The organism is Paralcaligenes ureilyticus (assembly GCF_004346225.1).
Taxonomy (GTDB): domain Bacteria; phylum Pseudomonadota; class Gammaproteobacteria; order Burkholderiales; family Burkholderiaceae_B; genus Paralcaligenes; species Paralcaligenes ureilyticus.
Genome location: NZ_SMAJ01000003.1, coordinates 40,139 through 60,820 on the forward strand (window position 1 = coordinate 40,139; position 20,682 = coordinate 60,820).

The 20,682-nt window shown below is 55.5% G+C and carries 22 protein-coding genes; 14 read left to right on the top strand and 8 right to left on the bottom strand.

Annotation, left to right across the window (positions count from 1 at the left end; all coding sequences use genetic code 11):
* The first annotated feature begins 122 nt into the window (after positions 1-122).
* The 3 genes from EDC26_RS04785 (at position 123) to EDC26_RS04795 (ending at position 2,869) form a co-directional block, all read left to right on the top strand.
* Positions 123-902 (top strand): ABC transporter permease subunit, encoded by a 780-nt coding sequence (locus tag EDC26_RS04785; RefSeq protein WP_341802605.1) that lies wholly within the window; start codon positions 123-125, stop codon positions 900-902.
* Positions 899-1,627, top strand: a complete 729-nt coding sequence (gene glnQ / locus EDC26_RS04790) for a glutamine ABC transporter ATP-binding protein GlnQ (RefSeq protein ID WP_132580148.1) — start codon at positions 899-901, stop codon at positions 1,625-1,627. The genes EDC26_RS04785 and glnQ overlap by 4 nt, the downstream gene beginning before the upstream one ends.
* 300 nt (positions 1,628-1,927) lie before the next feature.
* Positions 1,928-2,869 (top strand): LysR family transcriptional regulator, encoded by a 942-nt coding sequence (locus tag EDC26_RS04795; protein WP_132580149.1) that lies wholly within the window; start codon positions 1,928-1,930, stop codon positions 2,867-2,869.
* A 43-nt stretch (positions 2,870-2,912) separates the two neighbouring features.
* On the opposite strand, the gene EDC26_RS04800 is transcribed toward EDC26_RS04795, so the two are convergent.
* Positions 2,913-4,238, bottom strand: a complete 1,326-nt coding sequence (locus EDC26_RS04800) for an NAD(P)/FAD-dependent oxidoreductase (RefSeq protein WP_132580150.1) — start codon at positions 4,236-4,238, stop codon at positions 2,913-2,915.
* A 199-nt stretch (positions 4,239-4,437) separates the two neighbouring features.
* Here EDC26_RS04800 and EDC26_RS04805 point away from each other — a divergent pair, with 199 nt between their 5' ends.
* The 7 genes from EDC26_RS04805 to dapA all read left to right on the top strand — a co-directional run bounded on the left by EDC26_RS04805 (position 4,438) and on the right by dapA (position 10,660).
* Positions 4,438-4,758, top strand: coding sequence for a non-heme iron oxygenase ferredoxin subunit (locus tag EDC26_RS04805; RefSeq protein WP_132580151.1), 321 nt, complete (start codon positions 4,438-4,440; stop codon positions 4,756-4,758).
* Between the two features lie 125 nt (positions 4,759-4,883).
* Positions 4,884-5,744: a fumarylacetoacetate hydrolase family protein gene (locus EDC26_RS04810; protein WP_132580152.1), complete on the top strand. Its 861-nt coding sequence runs from the start codon at positions 4,884-4,886 to the stop codon at positions 5,742-5,744.
* 15 nt (positions 5,745-5,759) lie between these two features.
* Positions 5,760-6,761: an ornithine cyclodeaminase family protein gene (locus EDC26_RS04815; protein ID WP_132580153.1), complete on the top strand. Its 1,002-nt coding sequence runs from the start codon at positions 5,760-5,762 to the stop codon at positions 6,759-6,761.
* Positions 6,762-6,814: 53 nt separating this feature from the next.
* The gene (locus tag EDC26_RS04820; RefSeq protein ID WP_132580154.1) at positions 6,815-7,924 is read left to right on the top strand and encodes a cupin domain-containing protein; all 1,110 of its coding nucleotides are present in this window, start codon (positions 6,815-6,817) and stop codon (positions 7,922-7,924) included.
* A gap of 1 nt (position 7,925) precedes the next feature.
* The gene (locus EDC26_RS04825; RefSeq protein WP_425012293.1) at positions 7,926-8,447 is read left to right on the top strand and encodes an aromatic-ring-hydroxylating dioxygenase subunit beta; all 522 of its coding nucleotides are present in this window, start codon (positions 7,926-7,928) and stop codon (positions 8,445-8,447) included.
* 41 nt (positions 8,448-8,488) lie between these two features.
* Positions 8,489-9,703 (top strand): aromatic ring-hydroxylating dioxygenase subunit alpha, encoded by a 1,215-nt coding sequence (locus EDC26_RS04830; RefSeq protein ID WP_243700789.1) that lies wholly within the window; start codon positions 8,489-8,491, stop codon positions 9,701-9,703.
* Positions 9,704-9,760: 57 nt separating this feature from the next.
* On the top strand, positions 9,761-10,660 hold the full coding sequence (gene dapA / locus EDC26_RS04835) for a 4-hydroxy-tetrahydrodipicolinate synthase (protein WP_132580156.1): 900 nt from the start codon (positions 9,761-9,763) through the stop codon (positions 10,658-10,660).
* A 113-nt stretch (positions 10,661-10,773) separates the two neighbouring features.
* Here the strand turns inward: dapA and EDC26_RS04840 are convergent, their stop codons facing one another.
* The 6 genes from EDC26_RS04840 to EDC26_RS04865 form a co-directional block, all read right to left on the bottom strand.
* The gene (locus tag EDC26_RS04840; RefSeq protein ID WP_132580157.1) at positions 10,774-11,469 is read right to left on the bottom strand and encodes an ABC transporter ATP-binding protein; all 696 of its coding nucleotides are present in this window, start codon (positions 11,467-11,469) and stop codon (positions 10,774-10,776) included.
* Positions 11,469-12,212, bottom strand: a complete 744-nt coding sequence (locus tag EDC26_RS04845) for an ABC transporter ATP-binding protein (protein WP_132580158.1) — start codon at positions 12,210-12,212, stop codon at positions 11,469-11,471. The genes EDC26_RS04840 and EDC26_RS04845 overlap by 1 nt, the downstream gene beginning before the upstream one ends.
* On the bottom strand, positions 12,209-13,153 hold the full coding sequence (locus EDC26_RS04850; protein ID WP_132580159.1) for a branched-chain amino acid ABC transporter permease: 945 nt from the start codon (positions 13,151-13,153) through the stop codon (positions 12,209-12,211). Before EDC26_RS04850 ends, EDC26_RS04845 begins: the two co-directional genes overlap by 4 nt.
* A 1-nt stretch (position 13,154) precedes the next feature.
* On the bottom strand, positions 13,155-14,018 hold the full coding sequence (locus EDC26_RS04855; protein ID WP_132580160.1) for a branched-chain amino acid ABC transporter permease: 864 nt from the start codon (positions 14,016-14,018) through the stop codon (positions 13,155-13,157).
* Between the two features lie 95 nt (positions 14,019-14,113).
* A complete protein-coding gene (locus tag EDC26_RS04860; RefSeq protein WP_132580161.1) occupies positions 14,114-15,316 on the bottom strand; it encodes an ABC transporter substrate-binding protein in 1,203 nt (400 codons plus the stop codon).
* A gap of 188 nt (positions 15,317-15,504) precedes the next feature.
* On the bottom strand, positions 15,505-16,266 hold the full coding sequence (locus EDC26_RS04865; protein WP_132580162.1) for a GntR family transcriptional regulator: 762 nt from the start codon (positions 16,264-16,266) through the stop codon (positions 15,505-15,507).
* Positions 16,267-16,462: 196 nt separating this feature from the next.
* Between EDC26_RS04865 and EDC26_RS04870 the strand changes: the two genes are divergently transcribed.
* Genes EDC26_RS04870 through EDC26_RS04885 form a run of 4 tightly spaced genes read left to right on the top strand, consistent with a single transcriptional unit; the run spans position 16,463 to position 19,897 of the window.
* Positions 16,463-17,581, top strand: a complete 1,119-nt coding sequence (locus EDC26_RS04870; RefSeq protein WP_132580163.1) for a cupin domain-containing protein — start codon at positions 16,463-16,465, stop codon at positions 17,579-17,581.
* A 47-nt stretch (positions 17,582-17,628) separates the two neighbouring features.
* Entirely contained in the window at positions 17,629-18,120 is a 492-nt protein-coding gene (locus tag EDC26_RS04875; RefSeq protein WP_132580164.1) for an aromatic-ring-hydroxylating dioxygenase subunit beta, read from the top strand.
* A gap of 53 nt (positions 18,121-18,173) precedes the next feature.
* Complete coding sequence (locus EDC26_RS04880) at positions 18,174-19,457, top strand: aromatic ring-hydroxylating dioxygenase subunit alpha (protein ID WP_132580165.1); 1,284 nt, start codon at positions 18,174-18,176, stop codon at positions 19,455-19,457.
* A gap of 2 nt (positions 19,458-19,459) precedes the next feature.
* Entirely contained in the window at positions 19,460-19,897 is a 438-nt protein-coding gene (locus EDC26_RS04885; RefSeq protein ID WP_132580166.1) for a nuclear transport factor 2 family protein, read from the top strand.
* Positions 19,898-19,919: 22 nt separating this feature from the next.
* On the opposite strand, the gene EDC26_RS04890 is transcribed toward EDC26_RS04885, so the two are convergent.
* Positions 19,920-20,630 carry a DUF6776 family protein gene (locus EDC26_RS04890; protein ID WP_132580167.1) on the bottom strand — a complete coding sequence of 237 codons (711 nt, stop codon included), beginning with the start codon at positions 20,628-20,630 and terminating at the stop codon, positions 19,920-19,922.
* Positions 20,631-20,682: the final 52 nt, after the last annotated feature.

Below are 20,682 nucleotides of genomic sequence, written 5' to 3' on the forward strand. Positions count from 1 at the left end.
CGTTTCTCGTTTGACCGCCGCTACAGGTTTGTCGTCGCGGCGATTCTTATAAGGCAAACAACGTGACTTTTGACTGGTCTGCTATTTGGAATGCATTACCCAGCCTGTGGGATGGCACAAAGATGACCATACAGATCACAGTGCTGGGCTTGTTGGGCGGCACGCTGATCGGGTTTCTGGCCGGTGTGACCACAACCTATGTGAAGGTGCTGGTCACCTGGAGAACGGCGGCGATAGCCGTGGCTACCGTGGTGCTGGTGTATATCCTGGCCTCGCTCTCTTCGTGGCTGGCTGCGCATTACTTTCAGAGCGTGCCCGATTGGGGGTGGTGGCTGCTCAAGGCGCTCATCCTGTTGGCGCTGATCGTGCGGTTTTTTGCGTATGTGCCGGTCGCTTTGTCGTTTCTGGCGCAAGTGTATATTCTTGTGATTCGCGGCACGCCTATCGTTGTGCAGGTCATGTTTATCTATTTCGCGTTGCCGCTTATTTTCGGCTGGCGTATCGACGGCGTCCTCGCGGCAATTTTTACCCTGATGATCAATTCGGGCGCTTATATTGCCGAGATTGTCCGTGGAGGCCTGCTGTCGGTGCCCAGGGGGCTGGAAGAGGCGGGGCAGGCCATGGGTTTGCCATTCTATAAAATACTGCTTTACATCATCGGCCCGGTCGCTTTGCGCCGTATGATCCCCACCATGGGCAATCAGTGCATTATCAGTCTTAAAGACTCGTCGCTGTTCATCGTGATCGGCGTGGCCGAACTGACGCGCCAGGGCCAGGAGATTATTGCCAGCAATTTCCGGTCGGTGGAAATATGGGGGGCGGTCGCGGTGATTTATCTGATTCTGACCGGATTCATTGCGCTGGTCCTCAAGTATGTTGAACACAGGACTCGTATCGTATGAGCATGGTCGAATTTAAAAATGTGGTGAAGCGTTTCGGCACCAGTACGGTGCTCAACGGGATCGACCTGTCGATCGGCAAAGGCGAGGTGGTGGTTGTGGTGGGCCCGTCGGGTTCGGGCAAATCGACGCTTTTGCGCTGTATCAATGTGCTCGAAACCATTCAGGGCGGCGACATTGTCGTCAATGGCCTGAGCGTGCGCGGCAGCAAGGCACAGGTACGCGAGTTGCGCCGTGAAGCGGGCATGGTGTTTCAGCAGTTCAATTTGTTTCCGCAATTGACGGCACTGGAAAATGTGATGTTCGGGCCGATCCACACGCGTGGCACCGGGCGTAAGCAGGCGCGCGCCGAGGCGGTGGCGTTGCTGGGCAAGGTGGGTCTGGCCGAACGGGTTGGCCATTACCCGGGCGAACTTTCGGGCGGCCAGCAGCAGCGTGTGGCCATTGCCCGAGCTCTGGCGATACGGCCCAATCTCATGCTGTTCGACGAGCCCACTTCGGCGCTCGACCCGGAACTGCGCCATGAGGTGCTCAAAGTCATGCAGGATCTGGCCGAGGAAGGCATGACCATGATCGTGGTGACGCACGAAATGGAGTTCGCCCGCAAGGTCGGTAGCCGTTTGATTTTTATCGATCAGGGCAAGATTGCCGAAGATGGCCCGCCGGCCGAGCTATTAAGCCGGCCGCCCAGCCAGCGTTTGAAGGACTTCCTGCAGCACGTGGGCTAGCGTCTGTGTGCGGGTGGCGTTATCGCGCAAGGGAGCGCCGCTGCCCACAAACATGTATTGCCGCGGATCGATGCCTATTTTCGCATTCGAATATAGAGCACCGCCACGGAGGTGGGTGCTTTGCGCCCCCACGCTTGATGCGCTGTCTGGCTGTACACAATGTTATAAGATACAGGGTCGAATCTTATTTATGGTGTGCTAGGCATCAGCAGCAAGAAGCACAACAACAGATCGCATGGCGTCTGATGTGCGCGGATGGCAGCATCAGTACATAAGCCATGTTTCGGGAATACCTCACTCATGACGCTTGCGAATCAATTTTCCGATCTGCAGCAGGATCTCTCGTCTCCCTTTGAAGACTTGACCTCGTTACGCCTGTTTGTCCGTACGGTCGAGATTGGCAGCTTTTCAGAGGTGGCCCGGCGTATCAACGTGACGCCCGCGATGGTTAGCAAACGCATTGCTTCGCTGGAGACGCGGCTTAATCAGCGCTTGCTCAATCGCAATACACGGCGCCTGGTTGTTACCAACGCGGGGCAGTTGTTATATGAGCATGCTGTGCGCGCTCTTTCGGAACTCGACCAGTCGGCGGCGGAAATGTCTGATTTGCATTTTCAGCCTACGGGGCATTTGCGGATCACTGCACCTTTGCTGCTCGGTACGTTTTGTATCGCACCGCGATTGCCTGATTTTCTTAAACAGTACCCTTCCTTATCGCTGGAGGTTAATTTCTCGATCGAAAAATTGGATCTTTTCGAGCAACGTATCGACGTGGCAGTGCGTATCGCTATAGAGGTTGATCCTGGATTGATCGCCATCAAGCTGGCGCCATACCATCGTGTCTTCTGCGCGTCTCCCGATTACCTGGCCGAACACGGCATACCGAAAACACCGGAAGATCTGTCTCGCCACAATTGCCTCGTTTCGCGCGGATCGATTTTGAATAATCAGTGGCCCATAAAGCACGGAAGTGCGCTCGATCAGGTGGCAGTAAAAGGCAATCTTCGTACTGACAGCAGTGAACTTGTACACCATGCGGCGATAGCTGGGTTGGGCATCATGATGGGTGCCCGATGGAGAATCGAGGAAGATTTGCGTACCGGTGCGCTGGTTGAAGTTCTCGCCGAATTTGTTCCTGATAATCGGGCTATTTATGCGGTGCTGCTGCAGCGTTCTGATTCGTCGCGTCGTTTGGCCCACATGGTCGAGTTTCTGAAAGACTGTTTTGCCGATTTGAATTGATCGACCATGGCTCGGCCGCCACCTGCGCAACAAGGGGTGCGCGTCAGGCTAGTGTTTTCAGCGACACTGAAGGGTTGGCCAGTGCGTCTGTGTCGAGCACGGTCGATTGTTCGATCAATCGGCGTGCCGTGCGGATATCGCGTCCGGCGTTAAAGCCGATTACGCCGCGCAGTATCCCGCCGCGAAGATAAAAGAAAATGACGCTGGTTTCGGAAGTAATGCACTGGGGGCTTCCACGTACAATCCATTGGTCCGCGTCGTTTGTCGTGCCCAGAATCTGCACATTCACGCCAAATTGATCCGACCAGAACCAGGGCATGGGTTCGTAAGGTGTGCCGGCTCCCAAGGCGCAGCGGGCGGCGGCAATACCTTGTTGCTGGGCATTTTGCCAGGATTCCAGACGAAAGGGCTTTGTAGCTCGGCCGCCGGAATTAATCGCCACATCACCTGCCGCGAAGATCGACGGATCCGATGTGCGGCAGTACTGGTCGACCAGAACACCGTTGGCACAGGCAACTCCTGCCGACCGGGCAAGTTCGTCATTGGGTATCATGCCGATACCCGCGACTATCACGTCTGCGGTAATTTGTTCCGTCACTGCGTGTCCGGCAGAGGAGTTGACAACAGATTCAGTTCGCTTGCGTGTCGGCTTTTGCTGGTTAGTGATTGAAAGCTGGGCTGTAATCGATCCATCTGCATTTTTTTTTGCATCGCAAAGACCCCCGCCAAGCAGAATATGCACTCCGTTTTGTTTGTGCAGCGAGGCTAGCAGTTGCGCTGCTTCAGCCGGCAATGACCGGGCGCACAGTTGCGGGGCGGTTTCTATCACGGTAACGTCGACACCGAGCTGCCGCGCTGTCGCGGCCACCTCCAGCCCGATCCAGCCTCCACCCACGATCAGAAGCCGGCTGGCAGGCCGCAATCGATGGTGCAGTTGGATTGAGTCGTCGATTGTCCGCAAAGTGGTGCTTGCCTCTTCCAGCCCTGGGATCGTTAAAGTCCGGGCGCGCCCGCCGGTGCATAGAATAAGCCGATCCCAGCCCACGCTGTTGCCATCGTCCAGATCGACCGTGCGGGCCGCGCGGTCGATCGCAAGAACCTTGTGGTGGCCACGCCAGTCGATATCCAGCGCCGCCCATTCGGTCAACGGAAACAGATGCGTGCTCTCGGGTGGTGCGACGCCTGCCAGCACGGCTTTCGATAAGGGAGGCCGCTCGTGGGGTGGCCAGGGTTCTTCGCCGATCAGCGTGATGGTACCTGCGAATTTTTCATCGCGCAGGGTGTGGGCGGCCCAGCCTCCGGCCTGTCCTGCGCCGATAATCACGATGCGAGCATCGTTTGACAGAGTGGTTGGTTCGGGAGTGTGCATGGTTTTCTCGCGGGGCTTTCCTGCCTGAACTGACGAGCAGTGTAGCGGACAACATATTGCCGGCGGGACGGCTATTGGAAAAACACCTGTTCCGGTCGGCGGCTTGCCGTGTCGGGGCGCTTGTTTGATTATGACCATATCGCTATGGGCGTGGCACAGAGTTTGTTGCGCGAGCAAAAAGAAGGCAGGGGACAGACAGATGGTTCAGCGATGGGTGGAGACGGGCTTGCTGAAGAACGCTATCGGCGAAGATGAGCCGGCGAGCGTTATTGTAGAGGGGCACGATGTTGCCATATATCGTGTCGGGGAAGAGATTTTTGCCACGAGCAATATCTGCACGCACGGGCAGGCTCGGTTATGCGAGGGCTACCTTGAAGACTACGAAATTGAATGCCCCTTGCATCAGGGCCGGTTCGATGTTCGGTCGGGTAAGGCTTTGTGCGCGCCCGTAACCGTCGATATCCGTGTCTATCCGGTCGAGGTGCAGGACGGTAGCGTACGGCTTGGTCTCGCCGAGTAGTTTGTTCGTTGTGGGAACAATTCCTGTTCCCGAGTTTGCCTTGCGTACCGCGCACCGCGAAGTCAAACTTGTCTTGATGGCAAAAGGTGGCAACCGTGCGTGTTCGCCGCAGGAGAGGAGTGTCCATGAGGTTGGTCAGTTATATAGATCGGCGCCGCTCGGCGGCTCGTTCGTCATTTGGAGCCGTTGTCGGCACAGATATAGTCGAACTGGCGTGGCCAGGGGTTACGACATTGCGTCAAGGGCTTTTGGCGGAAGGGATGCAGGGATTATCCCGGCGTCTGGCGGCAGCCGGGCAGGCCCCGTCCGTCGCGTTGGCCGACGTTGAGTTATTGGCACCGGTGGCCGATCCTGGGAAAATCTTGTGCATAGGGCTGAATTATCATCTGCATGCTCAGGAAGTCGGCATGGCCGTGCCGTCTCATCCGTCCGTGTTCGCGCGGTTTCCCAGTTCGCTGGTGGGGGCGGGGCAGCCTGTGGTGCGGCCGGTGGAATCCGAAAAGTTCGACTACGAAGCCGAATTGGCGGTTGTTATCGGCCGCGCAGGGCGGCGGATTCCTGTTGCGGCTGCTCTGGACTACGTGGCGGGCTACTCATGCCTTGCGGAGAATTCGGTGCGCGACTGGCAGCGTCACTCGAATCAAGCCACGCCGGGCAAGAATTTTCCCGCCAGCGGCGCTTTTGGCCCCTGGCTGGTAAGCCCGGACGAAGCCGGCCCTCTTGAAGACATGACCGTGATTGGCCGCTTGAATGGGGCCCAAGTACAAAGCGATACAGTGGCGCACATGATTTTCTCGGTGCCCGAATTAATTGCTTATGTATCGACTTTTACCGAATTGGAGCCCGGCGACGTGATCTCGACCGGTACGCCGGCCGGAGTCGGGCTTTCACGCAAACCCCCATTGTTTCTTAAATCCGGTGATGTCTTCGAGGTCGAGATTTCCGGCGTGGGTGTACTTCGCAATTCGGTAATCGACGAGTGTTGACGAATAGGAATCTATATGACACAAGAAGCAATCTGGCTAAGTGAGCAGGATATCTCGGAGCAGGTGGCGCTTGACGAGGCGATCAATGCGCTCGAATCGGGCTTGCGTTCGCTTGGCCGCGGCGAAGGCCTCAACGTCCCCAAGGCGCTGGGCGGCTTCGATGATGGCTCGTCTATGCATTCGTTGGGGTCGGCGCTGCCGGCCAGCGGCTACTGCGGATACAAGAACTGGATCAACACCAAGCGTGGCGCCAAGGCGGTATATGTGCTTTTCGATGCGGCACAGGGCCAGTTGTTGGCGATCATGGAAGCGAACGCGCTGGGCCAGTTGCGCACGTCGGCCATGACGGGCCTGGGAACCCGCTGGATTGCACCTGGTACGGCGGACGATATGGCCATTATTGGGTCTGGCAGGCAGGCTTTGGCACAGGTTGCCGCAGTCAACGCCGTGCGGCCCTTGAAGCGCATCCGTGTGTGGAGTCCGGATTCCGGGCACAGGCATGCGTTCGCCGATCAGATACGCGAGAGTTTCGCCGTCGAGGTCATCGAATCGCCCACGCTGGCGGCAGCCACCGACGCTGCCAGTTTGGTGACTGTTATCACGCGGGCCCGTGATCCCTTTCTGTCGGCCGGCCTGTTGGCGCCGGGCGCCCACCTTAATGCCGTAGGGGCCATCTTGCCGGCCAATGCCGAACTCCACCAGGATGTGTTCGAGCGTGTCGGATTCATCGCTGTCGACGATATAGAAAACGCCAGGAAAGGGTCGCGCGAGCTTATCGAACATTTCGATCAGAACAAGCAGGGTGGATGGGACCAAGTCTATTCATTGGGAAACATTATTGCCAAAGGAATAAAGCCTCCGGCGGGATGTGATGTCAGTTTGTTCAAGTCCATGGGTATGGGGGTGTCCGATTTGTCCGTGGCGATTCCGGCCTATGAGCGCGCCCGCCAAAGCGGTCTGGGGCAATCGCTGAAGCTTAGTGAAGGCCGGGTGTCGTTGCGCTGGAAGTCAAATTAGCGGCGGGTGCTTAAATGGGTTTCTGAGTTGAACGGATTTGTGAGGAGACGAAAATGGAGAAACAGGTTGGTCTTGTCAATATCAGCGGCGTTGCGGCTCGCCCCCAGACGTTCTGGCCTACTGTGGTTCTGTCCAAGGCAGCGATCGATGCCGAGATCGAAAATCTGGCTAGTATCGACCGTCCGGCCAACGGGCGGCGAGCCTCGGCGGTCAATCATCCCATGAACACAGGTCCGGTTCCCGCTTATGCGCCCGGCATCGATGTGCATATCCAGGTGCTCAAGCCCGGAGAGCACACCGAACCCGTCATGCGAAATTCCAGCCTGGTTGAAATGTGCATTGGCGGCATGGGGCAGGTGCAGATCGGGGCCAGCCGCTTCAGTGTCGAGAAGTTCGATACCTGGAATGTGCCTTCGATGGAGCCCCAGATTTATCGCAATAGCGGCCGAGATCTGTTTGTGCGCCTGTCCTACAGTAACGCGCCCTTGCTGGAGCAGCTTCAAGTGCATTACGTGGATGAAAACCCATCTATTGTCGCCTCGGTGCCCATGCCGGTTGACGCCGCCGGCAGTACACCACCGCGTAGCGCCCGGGATGCGGCCAAGCCGATTCCCATCGGCGGCGACGGCGCACAATTGCTTGGTTACGAATGGCTGGTCGATATTGATACCGTGAAATCGAAGGCATTGTTGTGGCCGTGGAAGGATGTCCAGCCTTACCTGGAAACCGTCTATACCCGGGACATCGGCTACACAGGACGCCATCTCTATGTGTTGTATAACCCGGCTACCGAGCGCCGGATCGGAACATCGCACAGTTTCTTTGCCACAATCGCCAAATTGCCTCCAGGCAAAGTCGACAGGCCACACCGTCACACTTCAGCTGCCATTAATTACATAATGTGGGGTCATGGCAAGAGCGTCGTCAACGGCGAGAAAGTCCAGTGGCAGGAAGGCGACCTGCATTTTTCGGCTCCTGGATGGTCGGTGCACAACCACGCCTCTCGGGAACAGGGCTTCATGGCTTTGACGGTGCAGGATCACCCTTTGCACATTGCGATGGAATCGCTCTTGTGGCAGGAAACTCTTAAGGAGCCCATTGTCAAGTTGGGCTCCAACGAAGGTATTCAGACCAATCTGGGCAGTTATATAAAGGTAGCCTGAGATGAGTCAGGACCGAGTTGCCCCAATAGTTGCCGAATTGCCCGCGAATGACGAAATCCGCGCCCTCGCAGGCCTGTTGCGCGATTTCTATGATGAAGTGGCCGACTACTTGGATGACGATCAGATCGAGCGGTTTCCCTCTTATTTTGTCGACGATTGTGTTTACCAGGTGGTGTCGCGCGAAAACTATGATGAGGGCCTGCCTCAGGCAACGATTTATTGCGATGGCGTTGCAATGGTGCGGGATCGTGTTACGGCCCTGCGCCAGACCCAGGTCTATGTACCGCGGCATTGGCGCCATTTTCTAAGTGGCTTGCGGATTACGGCTCTGGATGGCGACGATATTCATGTGCGCGTCAACTTCATGGTTACTGAAGCCATGTCTGATCAAGACCCTTCGGTGTTTCTGGTCGGACAGTACATCGACGTTATTGTTCGCGAGGGTGGCGCATTCAAGTTCAGACAGCATCTCGCGGTGTACGACAATCACCATGTCAGGCGCTCGCTGATCGTGCCGGTCTGACTACAAGGAGAACCATAATGGGCAAAAGCCTTGGCGCTGAAATGTCTGACAGGATTTGGCCGAAAGAAGGCTGGACCCGCGTGCCGTTCTGGGTCTATACCGATCCGGATGTTTATCAGCGCGAACTTGATCTGTTCTTTTACGGACCCAGTTGGAATTATGTGGCGCTGGATTGTGAAATTCCGCAGATCGGATCTTACAAGCGTAGCTGGATCGGCGAGCGTCAGGTGGTGGTGGTACGCGGCGAAGGCGGTCGGGTTCACGTATGGGAAAATCGTTGTGCGCATCGCGGTGCACGACTGTGTTGGAAAAACAAGGGCCGGGAAGAGTCGTTTACCTGTCCATATCACCAATGGAACTTCGCCCTGGACGGGACGTTGCAAGGGGTTCCACTAAAGCGTGGTGTGCTCAAGAAAGGCGGCATGCCGGCCGATTTCGACAATGTCGATCATGGCCTGACACCATTGCGGGTCCATGTTGAAGGGGGATCCATCTGGGCCAGCTTTCGGCTCGATGGTCCGTCGTTTGAAGAATATAGCGGATCGCAGGTGCTGGCCAATATGCGGCGACTGTTTTCAGGACGCAAGCTCAAGCTGCTAGGCTACAGCCGGCAACGCATTCCCAGCAACTGGAAACTGTACTTTGAAAACCTCAAAGACCCTTATCACGCGACATTGCTGCATTCCTTCCTGATCACTTTTGGGCTTTGGCGGGCGGACACCCAGTCCGAGACGCTGCCCGAAATTTCAGGGCATAGCATTATGGTGTCGCGCAACGTCGGACGCAAAGCGGGCGACGCGAATCCCGAGCTGACTCGAGCCAAGGACAGCCTGCTGCTACACGATGTGGATACCGTCACGCCGCGTCCCGAGTTCGAAGACGGAAAGGTGGTGGCAGTGACGCATTTTCCAAGCGTGATCATGCATCAGCAGGCCAATACACTGGGCATGCGTCACGTGATCCCAAAGGGCGTTGATTCGTTCGAGCTGGCCTGGACGTTTTTCGGTTACGAAGATGATGACCCAGCCATGGCGCGCTTGCGCGTGCGGCACGCCAACTTGTATGGCCCGGCCGGGTATGTCGCGATGGAAGACGGCGAGGTGTTGTCCGAATCGCAAAATGGCGCCCACCATAACGACGGCCATAGCGCCGTCGTTGAAATGGGCGGACGCGAGATAGGCAAGCAGGATCACATGGTGACTGAAGTGCTGATCCGTGCTTTTTATCACCATTATCGCCAGGCCATGGGCTTATGAACATACCCGTGATGCTGTCGATTTCCGACTCAACCCTTGAATTTGCCGCTTAAGACCATGATTTCCTTAAAACCCGATTTTCTGGTGGGCTCGTACCCGCCGATAGCCACCCCTTTCCGTGACGGCCATGTCGATTTCGATGCCTATGCCGGACTGCTTGAGTTCCAGGTAGAAAACGGAACCCACGGCATTGTCGTGAACGGCACTTCCTCCGAGCCCTCCACCTTGACAATCGACGAACGCAACCAGCTTGTCAAGTGTGCTGTCGATGTCATTGGCAAGCGTATTCCGGTGGTCGCGGCCACTGGTTCGCAATCGCATGCCGAAACGGTCGCCCTGACCGAGTTTGCCATGCGAGCGGGTGCGGATGCCTTGCTGGTGGTGACCCCTTATTACATCCGTCCGCCGCAACGCGGCTTGGTCGAGTTTTATGCCGATATCGGCGCGCGCAGCGACTTGCCCTTGATGATTTATCACATTCCCGGTCGAACAGCCGTGTCTGTTGAACTGGATACTCTGAAACGGATTGCCGATCGGGTGCCGAATTTCGTGGGCATTAAGCATGCGGTCAACGACTTTGGCTTTGTATCGCACATGATCGCTGCGCTGGGCTCCGAATTTCGCATTTTTGTGGGGCTCGAAGAGTTTACTTTTCCGATGATGGCATTGGGCGCCCAAGGGACAATGAATGCAGTGGCCAATATCGTGCCCGGCAAGGTCGCGGAACTGGCCAACGAGACGCTCAAGGGTAATATGCTCGCGGCGCGTAAGCTGCATTTCGACTTGTTCAACCTGAACCAGGCGGTGTTTTACGATACCAATCCCATTCCTATGAAATACATGATGAAGAGGCTGGGAATCTTGTCGCGCAACGAGCATCGCCTGCCAATGGTGGCGGCATCGCCCGAGCTGGAGAAACGCCTGGATGCTGTTCTGCAAGGCGCCGGCCTGATTTAGGTAACGCGCGGTTTTATCCGGTTTCTTGAGTCGGCGCCCGACACCGCCTTAAGAACCCACCCACCATGCCAAAAACCAATGCCGCCCCTTGGTACCAAACCAGAACAGCACCTTCAGACACTCAGATGTGCGCCGAGTATCTTTTCGTTATTGCGCAAGGCATCACTAGTGCCGGTAAAGCAGACGGCACCTTTGTCCAGGATGTAATGCGTGTCGCTCAGTTCGAGCGCCACCCCCAGATTTTGCTCAATCAATAATATTCCAAGCCCCTCGGCTTTTAACAGAGCGACGATGTTTACGATTTCCTGGACAATCAGCGGGGCCAACCCTTCAGAGGGTTCGTCCAGTAGTATGAGTGAGGGGTTAAGCATGAGTGCGCGTGCGATCGACACCATTTGCTGCTCGCCGCCCGAGAGCTGGAAGCCCAGGTTGTTGCGGCGTTCCTGCAAGCGCGGGAAAAGTTCATAGATGGTTGCCAGGCTCCATCGATGGGTGCGGCCGGGGCGCGCCGCGACGGTCAGGTTTTCTTCGACGGTAAGGCTGGGGAACACGCCGCGTTCTTGCGGCACGAAGCCAATGCCCAGGTGTGAAATGCGATGCGGCGCCATGCCGCTGATATCTTGCCCCTCGTAGCTGACTCGGCCATCGCGCGGAGCAAGATAGCCCATAATGGTCAGCAACGTTGTTGTTTTGCCGGCCCCGTTGCGGCCAAGCAGCGTGGTGACCTGGCCTTTTTCCACGTGCAGCGATACATCGTGCAAGACGTGGCTGTCGCTGTAGTAGGCATTAACGTGATCGATGTCCAGCACTAGTGTTTGCCTCCCAGATATACTTCGCGCACCTTGCAATTGCCCTGGATGTCTTGCGGCTTTCCGCAGGCAAGCACCTCGCCGTAATAGAGTACGGTAATGTGGTTGGCCAGCGAAAAGACCACCTTCATGTCGTGTTCGATCATCAGGATCGCCAAGTCTTTGGGCAGTTCGCGTACCAGGGCGATCATATGCTCTGTTTCGGCCGGAGACATGCCCGAAGTTGGCTCGTCCAGAAGCAGCAGTTGAGGTTCCGCCGCCAGGGCAATGGCAACCTCCAACTGGCGCTGTTCGCCGTAAGACAGGCTGGACACAGGGTGATCCAGCCGGCTGGTCAGCCGGGTTTGTTCCAGTATCTGCTCGGCACGTTCATATTGCGCCGTTCGGATGCCCACACCGCGCAGTGCCTGGTACCAGCCGCCTTGTTTTGCCTGCACCGCCAGCCGCACGTTTTCGCGTGCGTTCAGACTGCGGAATAAATTGTTTTTCTGGAAAGTTCTGCTTATACCCATTTGGCAGATGTGTTCCGGGCGCATGCCGGTAATGTCGCGGCCCTTGAAGAGCACTCGACCGGAAGTAGGTATGAGCTGCCCGGTAATCTGATGCACCAGGCTGGTTTTGCCAGCGCCGTTAGGGCCGATCACCACATGGCGCTCGCCTCGATCGACCGTGAGATTGACATCCTGGGTAACAACCAGGCTGCCGAACGCTTTGCACAGATTTTCTGTTTGCAGCAATTTCATCGGCGTTTCTCTATGATGGCCTGTATCCGCTTCATGATGAATCCCCATGCGCCTTCGCGCAGGAACATCACCGAGAAAATAAAAATGGCGCCGATCCAGAATTGCCAGTACTCGGTATGAGAGCTCAGGATGTTTTTCAGAAGTAGGAAAATCGCTGCGCCCAGAGCCGGGCCAATAACTGTAGCGCTGCCGCCCAGCACGACCATGATGATCGCGTCGCCGGACAAGGTCCAGTGGAGCGTCTCGGATGAAATGTAGGCATTGAAGAAGGCATATAGAGCACCGCCAAAGCCGGCCAGCGCGCCGGCAATCGTGAACGCAATCAACTTGAATCGTTGCACTGGATAGCCGATGGCCTGCATTCGCTGTTCGTTGTCTCGGATGCCGATGAATATCGAGCCCAGTGGGGAGCGCACCAGACACCACAAGAATATCAGCACCAGAATGAATCCCGTGGCGATCACGCCATAGATGGCGATTGGATCGTTAAGACTTAGGGAGAACAGGCTGGGGCGCTCAAACCCCACTAGGCCATCGGTGCCGCCGGTTACGCTGCGCCACTTTAACGAGACTGAATACAGCAATTGCGCAAACGCCATAGTGAGCATCAGGAAGGCTATGCCATTCACGCGGATACAAAAAGCGCCGATGATGGCGGCCGTGATGGCGGAAATTGTCACACCTGCCGCCAACCCCCACCAGCCGGAAAGCCCCAAATGAACTCCCAGGGTAATGACGGCATAGCTTGAAATACCGAAAAAGGCGGCATGCCCAAACGATAACAGCCCGGTGTAGCCGATGAGCAGGCCTAGGCTCATGGCAAAAATGGCGAAGATGAGTATTTCGGCAATAATCCCCAATACGTATTCTCCGGCAAACGGGGCCGAGGCCAGGGCAGCGCAAAGCACGATCAGTCCGATAACTTGCGTAGAGGGCTTCATTTCATGCCTTGGCTATTCCGTATAGCCCGTGCGGCCGGGTCAATAGCATTACGATCATTAGCAAGTAGATAAAGAAAAGAGAGAGGCTGGGGAAATAGGCTTTTCCAAATGTCTCGACTAGGCCCAGGAACAGGCTTGATACGAAGGCGCCACGCAAACTGCCCATTCCACCGATTACGATCACAATGAATGCCGGTATCAGGATTTCCACGTCTATGCCCAGGTAGACGCCCAGGATAGGGCTGGCCACAATGCCGCCAATGGCCGCCAGCGCGGCGCCCAAGGCAAAAATGCAGGCAAAAAGAACCGGCACATTGATGCCGATGCCGGCGGCGGTCGCAGCGTCGTCAACGCCGGCTCGCACCATGGCTCCGATGCGGCTGCGTTCCAGAAACCACCATAGCGCTGCCGCCATGACGCCACCGAAGGCAATCAAGAAAAACCGGTACTTTGGCACATAGGCACCGGCAATGTCGAGGACGCCGTCCAATGTCCCGGGCGGTGAGATATTGAGTATGTCTGGGCCCCATATATAGCGGGTAATGTCGGAAAAAATAAAAATGAAGCCAAAGGTCAGCAATACTTGGTCAAGGTGTCCGCGACTGTATAGGCGGCGCATGAAAAAACGCTCCATCAAGACGGCGGCCACCACGCTGGGCACCCAGCCGATGCCTAGGGCTAGCCAAAAATTTCCCGACCATTGAATGATGGAGTAGGCGGTAAACGCCCCCAACATGAAAAAAGAGCCGTGGGCTACATTGATTACGTTCATGAGCCCGAAAATCAGCGACAGCCCTGCCGCCATCATGAACAGCAATATGCCGAATGACAGACCATTTATGAATTGAGTGAGGATGAAATCCATGCCGTTCCGGTCAATCAGTGCAGTGGGCGGCTAAAACTCGTTACCGGATTTCAGCCGCATGTATCGCCTGTGCGCAAGATGGATAACGTTTCGGTTCAGACCACATTGGGGTAGGTGTAGAGAACTTTGTTGGTGAAGCGGCCATTTAATTCCACCACTTCCCGAATGTAGACGTTCTGAATAGGGCTTTGCGTTGTTGGGCTGAAGTGGAACGGTCCGCGAGGCGCTTGCAGGCGTAGTGCCAGCATGGCTTTTCGCAAGGCATCTTTGTCGTGCGTATCTCCATGCACGGCCTCGATGGCGCCGTGCAATATCTGCGCAGCTACATACCCGTATTCACTGTATACGCTAGGGTATTTTTTGTATTTGGCACGATAATCGGCGACAAATTTCTTGTTGGCGGCGTTATCCAGGGTCTCGGCATAGTGCAGCGAGCTTAGTGCTCCGAGAGCGCTTGCGCCCTGCGCCGGCAGTGTGTCGCTTTCCAGCATGAAGCCCGATCCGGTCAGTTTCGATATTTTCTTTAGGCCGTATTCGGCGTATTGCTTGACGAAACGTACCGCGTCGGTTCCGGCGTAAAAATTGAACGTCCCCGGCGGCGCGTCCTTGCGGATTGTGGCCAGGTACGGACTGAAGTCGTTATTGCCCAAAGGGGGATAGATATCACTGACGACCTTTCCTCCCAGGGGCGCGAAGCCGGACTTGAATTCGGCCAGCGTGTCGCGGCCTCCCACAAAGTCGGAGGCCGTCAGCAAGGCCTCTTTGGCTACGTTCTTGTAGTACCAATCACCGAACGTCCGGTGTATGGCGATGGTGTTGATGGAGCAACGAAAGAAATAAGGAAGCTTTGTATCGACCATTGACAGGGAGGTCGCGCCAGCGCCGGAGCACAGCATGAACGCCCCGCTTTGGCGCAAATAGGCAACTGCGGCCATGGCCACGCCACTTGATTGAATGCCGGTGATGATGTCGCATTTATCACTTTCGACCAGCTTTCTCAGCTTCTGCAAACCGACCTGTGGCTTGATTTCGTCATCTTCCTTGAGGATCTGGATTTTGCGCCCGGCAATCGAGCCGCCGATTTCATCAAAGTACAGATTCATGCCGTTAAGATTGTCGTTTCCAAGGGCGGCAAATACGCCCGAAAACGAGTTGAGCAAGCCAATGCGCAATGCGGGCTTGGATTGCGCCAGGGCTGGCGATACGATGCCACCCAATAAAGCCGTGGCGCCGATAGCACTCGCCTCGACAATGAATTTGCGGCGTGACGGAATAACCTTCGGGTTCTGGTTTGGCATAGTGTCTCCGTTATAAGTTAGTTTTTGATGATGATTGCAATCCAGTCAATAACATTAATCTTCAATGAATTCTAGAGCGCCGGTTGACACAGCGACAGTCAATGGCGGGAACAACAGTTATTCCCGACCGTTTACGTCGGACACGTCGGTATTCGTGATTCCCATTGGAAACGCTGTGCAATCATTAATTAGTATGACGCGGTCGTTAGATTAAAGCCTAGCCGCGGCGACTCTGTAGCACTTGCATCGCTATGATGTGCATGGCGCAGCTCGTTGATTAGCTGGCGTTTGTTTTCGCGGCTGCGATAAGCATGTTCGCGCATGATGTTTTCTGCGCGTGAGGCTTCTCGGCAGATGATTGCCCGCAGAAGATCCTCGTGGTCGGACTGGGCCCTTAAAACGAACGAGGTTTCGAGCGGTGATGGGACCATTGGCAGCATTAGCGCCGCGGGCCCGGCCAATGGCGTTTTATTGTTGTTTTGCAGGGCGGCTATCAAGGCGCGATTGTGGGTTTCGTCAACGAGAAGTTGATGGAAACGACCGTTGATCTTGCCCCAGGCGAGCGCGTTGACCGTGGCTTGGGGGTTTTTGATAGCCTGTTCAAGCAGATTTCTGCCTTCGTCCACAACGGCGCGCATTTGCAGCATCCAGGTGTCCGATGCGCCGCGTTCGGCGATCAGGCGTGCAGCCATGCCCTCCAGAACCCCACGCACATCGACGGCATCGGCAATGTCGTCTACCGAAAATGCGCGGACTCGGAAACCGCGTGAGGCTAGCCGCTCCAGCAAGCCTTCTTTCTCTAGTTCGGCCAACGCCAGCCGCAAGGGAGTGCGCGATACGTTCAACCTTGCGGCGAACTGCAATTCGATAATGCGCTCGCCGGGCTGCAGTTCGCCGGAAACCATCATCGCCCTGAGTTCTGATACCACTCGGTCAGTTTGTGCCGCCATGCTTTCCTCATGTATTCGCCGCGAAACGGGCTATGTTTATTCATGATTGCATGCAGGCCGTTTCTTGTCCAGCATCAGAAACAGCTTGATATTCGGAAAAATTGCATGCAATAATTAAATATAATACGAGAATTTGGTATTAAAAACATTATATTGCATGCAATACAACGGCGACTAGATTTTGAAGGTAGGTGAAATGAGCAACGGCAAATCGAATTTCGTAGATGTAAGCGGCGCGGCGCCCCGTGCGCAAAACATGTGGCCATCGATTGTGGTGCCCAAAGAGGCGATAGCCGCGGAAATTGAGCATTTGGCCGATCTGCCCAGGCCGATCAACGGCCGTCGCGCGTCCCTGATCGTCCACCCCGAAGCGGTCGCGCCAGGCCTCGGGCTGGCCCCAGGCATTGATGTCACCATCAATGTGCTCAAGCCGGGGGAAAAAACGTTCAACCTGCGCAAGAACTCAACGATGGTCGAAATCTGTGTCTGTGGCTCAGGCGTGGCGACTGTCAATGGGCGTGCTACACACGTTGAAAAATGGGATGTCTGGAACACTCCGTCAATGCAAATCCACAGTTACGAAAACACGGGCGATCAAATATGGGTGCGCTTGTCGTATTCGAATGCGCCTTTGTTGGAAAAGCTTGAAGTCCATTATGTCGAGGAATTCGAAGGCATTATGCCGCCCGCCGATGCCAACACGAAGCGCGCGCAAGTCGATCACGCATCAGCGGCGCGTGCGCGCGATCTCGCCACGCGTGAGCAAATCACGGAAGATGGCGCCTGGCTTCTTGGCTACGAATGGCTGATCGATGTGGATGTGATCGAATCAAAATCGCTGCACTGGCCCTGGGCCAAGGTCTCGACCTATCTGCCTAGCGTCGAGGAATTCGCCAAAGGCTATAACGGTCGGCGCCTTTTTGTGCTGTACAACCCGGCAACCGAGAGGCGTATAGGTACCACGCACAGTTTTTTTGCCACGATTTCCTGTTCCCCGCCAAATAATCATCATGTGCCGCATCGGCACAGTTCGTCGGCCATTAATTATTACTTGCGCGGCTGTGGCTATAGCCAGGTTGGCGCCGAGCGTCTGGAGTGGAAGGCGGGCGACCTGATTCTGTCGGCGCCGGGCTGGGCAATGCACTCGCATCATTCAAAAAACGAGTCGACCTCGGCGCTTACGATTCAGGATCATCCCCTGCAAATTGCGATGGAGTCGCTGATCTGGCAGGAGCGCATGCAGGAGCCGATTATCACCCTGGGCAGCCAGGGTGGCTTTGAGAGCAATCGGGCTCAGTTCGTCGCTGCGGCGTGAAGCGAGTGGCAAATTGCATTATCAGCACAATCCGGAGAATGGAATAAATGGATGCAAAACTTGATCCGATGCCGCAGGGTTTGCGCACCGAGCTGCGGGATTTTTATGAAGATTGTGCATCATCTCTGGATGATGCGGATTTGGATGGCTGGATCGGTTTTTTTGCCGAAGACTGCCACTATCGGGTTATTCCCCGGGAAAATTACGATGCAGGGCTTCCGCTGGGCCTAATTTATTGCATGAACAAGAACATGCTGCGCGACCGGATTACCGCCCTGAAAGAGACAACGATGTACGAGCCTCGCTCGTTGCGCCATTTCATCAGTTGCGTGCGGGTCAATGACGTGCAAGGCAGCGAAATCCGCGCCCAGTCCAATTTCGCAATCGTGGAATCGATTTCCGATCAGGAGCCTGTCGTGAATATGGTTGGACGGTATCTGGACGTACTTTGCCGCGTGGACGGAAAATTATTGCTCAAGCGCCGGGATTGTGTGTATGACAACTACCGTATTCGGAATTCGTTGATTATTCCCGTGTAAGGCAGCGCCAGGCATGGGCATGGATTTCAAGGAACAGCATCAAGGACACTTATATGAGCCTCAGCGATAACGTACTGTGTGAAGCACAAATTGATCCGGCACAGGGTGAGTCGCCAGTGCCTATTGAACGGCGCTGGCCCAAGGAGGGCATTACGCGCATTCCTAATTGGGTGTATACGGATCCGGCGATCTACCGGAAAGAAATGGATTTATTCTTCGCAGGCAAAACCTGGAATTACGTAGGCCTCGAATGTGAGGTACCTGAGGTTGGCAGCTACAAGCGTAATTGGATCGGTGAAAAGCCGGTAATCATGGTGCGCAACGAGCAGGGCGAGATAGTTGTTCTGGAGAATCGGTGCGCGCACCGTGGCGCGCAGATCTGTTGGCAGAATACTGGCAAGGTAAAGGACTTTACCTGCCCCTACCATCAGTGGAATTACAGCCTGGACGGCAATTTGCAAGGGATTCCATTCCGGCGCGGTGTCATGGGAAAAGGAGGAATGCCGCGAGACTTCGATATTAAACAGCACAATATTCGCAAGTTGCGCAGCGTGAATCGCGGAGGCTCTATCTGGGCCACCTTTTCCGAGGAGACCAAGCCGTTCGAGACGTATTGCGGTGAACAGGTGCTGGCTGAAATCGATCACATGCTTCCAGGCAAAAAGCTGAAATTGCTCGGATATTCGCGCCAATTGATTCCCAGTAACTGGAAAATGTATCTGGAGAATCTGAAAGATCCGTATCATGCTACTTTGCTGCACACCTTTTATATTACTTTTGGGTTATGGCGTGCTGATTCCAAATCCGAGTGCATTCCCACTGGTGGAGGCGCGCACAGTGTCATGGTGTCGCATAACGAGGGAAAGAAGGTCACCCAGGCGACCGCTGAGATGACGCGTTTTCGGGGCGACCTGATATTGCATGATCTGGAAACAGTTACCCCGCGAGTGGAATTCAATCGCGGACGAGTGGGTGGGGCGTGGATATTTCCCGCGGCGCAATTTGGCATCCAAGCCAATTCGTTGAAGACGCGCCATGTTATTCCACGCGGGCCCACGGCGCACGAACTCGTGTTTACCTATTATGGTTACGAAGACGATGATGAGGAAATGACTCGCCTGCGGTTGAAGCACGCCAATTTGCTCGGGCCAGCGGGTTTTGTTTCCATGGACGATAGCGAAATGCTCAAGCAAGTACAGACGGGTGTTGCGGGTTATCCTGAGGGCTTTGGCGTAGTTGAGATGGGTGGGCGCGATACCAAACCGGCCGACTATATGGTCAGCGAGGTTTTAATCAGAGCCTTTTATGAGTTCTACCGTGATGCAATGGGGCTTTAATTATGGAAAAAATTCGGCCAGATTCCTCTGAAGGTTCCGTGCAATGGGATTGTTCGGACGTTACATTGTCGTTCTTTCATTTCCTGGATACGCGGCGTTATTTGGATTTGGCTGCGCTGATGGCTCCTGACGGAGTTTGGCTGCGTCAGGGTCAGAGATTACTGGGGCCTGACGCCGTCCTGGCGGCGCTTAATGCGCGTTCAGCCACCCGCACTACGTGCCACGTCGTAAGCAATATACGTGTGAGCCTGTTCGAACAATCTGGCGCACGGCATGCGCGGGTTTTTTTCTACTTGACTGCTTATGATGACGGTGCGTCACCGGAACAGACTGGGCTTCACTTGGTGGCAATACGCGATTGTTGCGACGAATTAATTGAAACCGAGCATGGCTGGCGAATTCTGGAAAAGAGTAGCCATAGGCAGCTGCCGCCGGAATAGTGCCGGCAGTGTGAGGTGCTTTTTAACGCAGCACATGCAGCGTACGGGTAGCGCTGATGTGTTTGCTGTTCTGGTCGGTAATGCGAATGGTCACCACGCGTGCGGTGAAGTTATCGGGCAGGGGGGCGCTACCGCGCACAAACGTGTATTGCTGCAGGTCGATGCTTATTAGCGGCAGTTTGATCGTATTGGTTTTACCGTTGGGATAGCGGCCGGCCACGGTGAGTTCCATATCGCCTTGATAGCGAGTGGCTTTCTTGTTGTCGTCTTGCATGACCAGGACTTGGTAGTCGAGCTGTCCGGCATTATTTTTAAAGGTGGCCGACCGTATGCCCGGCGAGGTGCCTCGCGGGTCGGGCGGCATGGCATCGGCAAACAGTTGCAGGGCGCTATCGCTTTTAGCTGCCTGTTCTTGCGCCTGTTTGAGCTGGACCGTCTGGGTGGCAAGGCTCGCTTTGGCTTCGGTCAGATCGTGCGTTTGCTGGTTGAGTTGCGATTGCAGGCGCTGCTTGTCCAGATTGGTGCTGTTGATGTCGTTGTGCAGTTGTTCCGATTGCTCTATCGTCAGCCGCGGCGGCCCATAGTTTTTCTGCAGAAACAGCAGCCCCCCTGAGCCCAGCACGACTCCTGTCAGCATCAGTACCAGCCAGCGGGGTATGCGGCGCGGACGGCGGGAGTTGCCATACGCGGTAGGTTTGAATACGCTGCGTTTTGAGGAACCGAAACTGGCCATGGTGGAAATATCCTGTGTTGCGCGCTGAAGATATGTGACAAACTACAGCTGA

Bases quoted from the DNA above. Each gene is read 5' to 3' on its own strand.
- EDC26_RS04820 (WP_132580154.1), top strand. From the start codon at position 6,815: ATGGAGAAACAGGTTGGTCTTGTCAATATCAGCGGCGTTGCGGCTCGC.
- EDC26_RS04870 (WP_132580163.1), top strand. From the start codon at position 16,463: ATGAGCAACGGCAAATCGAATTTCGTAGATGTAAGCGGCGCGGCGCCC.
- EDC26_RS04875 (WP_132580164.1), top strand. From the start codon at position 17,629: ATGGATGCAAAACTTGATCCGATGCCGCAGGGTTTGCGCACCGAGCTG.
- EDC26_RS04885 (WP_132580166.1), top strand. From the start codon at position 19,460: ATGGAAAAAATTCGGCCAGATTCCTCTGAAGGTTCCGTGCAATGGGAT.
- dapA (WP_132580156.1), top strand. From the start codon at position 9,761: ATGATTTCCTTAAAACCCGATTTTCTGGTGGGCTCGTACCCGCCGATA.
- EDC26_RS04825 (WP_425012293.1), top strand. From the start codon at position 7,926: ATGAGTCAGGACCGAGTTGCCCCAATAGTTGCCGAATTGCCCGCGAAT.
- EDC26_RS04810 (WP_132580152.1), top strand. From the start codon at position 4,884: ATGAGGTTGGTCAGTTATATAGATCGGCGCCGCTCGGCGGCTCGTTCG.
- EDC26_RS04890 (WP_132580167.1), bottom strand. From the start codon at position 20,630: ATGGCCAGTTTCGGTTCCTCAAAACGCAGCGTATTCAAACCTACCGCG.
- EDC26_RS04830 (WP_243700789.1), top strand. From the start codon at position 8,489: ATGTCTGACAGGATTTGGCCGAAAGAAGGCTGGACCCGCGTGCCGTTC.
- EDC26_RS04795 (WP_132580149.1), top strand. From the start codon at position 1,928: ATGACGCTTGCGAATCAATTTTCCGATCTGCAGCAGGATCTCTCGTCT.
- EDC26_RS04845 (WP_132580158.1), bottom strand. From the start codon at position 12,212: ATGAAATTGCTGCAAACAGAAAATCTGTGCAAAGCGTTCGGCAGCCTG.
- EDC26_RS04865 (WP_132580162.1), bottom strand. From the start codon at position 16,266: ATGGCGGCACAAACTGACCGAGTGGTATCAGAACTCAGGGCGATGATG.
- EDC26_RS04855 (WP_132580160.1), bottom strand. From the start codon at position 14,018: ATGGATTTCATCCTCACTCAATTCATAAATGGTCTGTCATTCGGCATA.
- glnQ (WP_132580148.1), top strand. From the start codon at position 899: ATGAGCATGGTCGAATTTAAAAATGTGGTGAAGCGTTTCGGCACCAGT.
- EDC26_RS04850 (WP_132580159.1), bottom strand. From the start codon at position 13,153: ATGAAGCCCTCTACGCAAGTTATCGGACTGATCGTGCTTTGCGCTGCC.
- EDC26_RS04860 (WP_132580161.1), bottom strand. From the start codon at position 15,316: ATGCCAAACCAGAACCCGAAGGTTATTCCGTCACGCCGCAAATTCATT.
- EDC26_RS04805 (WP_132580151.1), top strand. From the start codon at position 4,438: ATGGTTCAGCGATGGGTGGAGACGGGCTTGCTGAAGAACGCTATCGGC.
- EDC26_RS04880 (WP_132580165.1), top strand. From the start codon at position 18,174: ATGAGCCTCAGCGATAACGTACTGTGTGAAGCACAAATTGATCCGGCA.
- EDC26_RS04800 (WP_132580150.1), bottom strand. From the start codon at position 4,238: ATGCACACTCCCGAACCAACCACTCTGTCAAACGATGCTCGCATCGTG.
- EDC26_RS04815 (WP_132580153.1), top strand. From the start codon at position 5,760: ATGACACAAGAAGCAATCTGGCTAAGTGAGCAGGATATCTCGGAGCAG.
- EDC26_RS04785 (WP_341802605.1), top strand. From the start codon at position 123: ATGACCATACAGATCACAGTGCTGGGCTTGTTGGGCGGCACGCTGATC.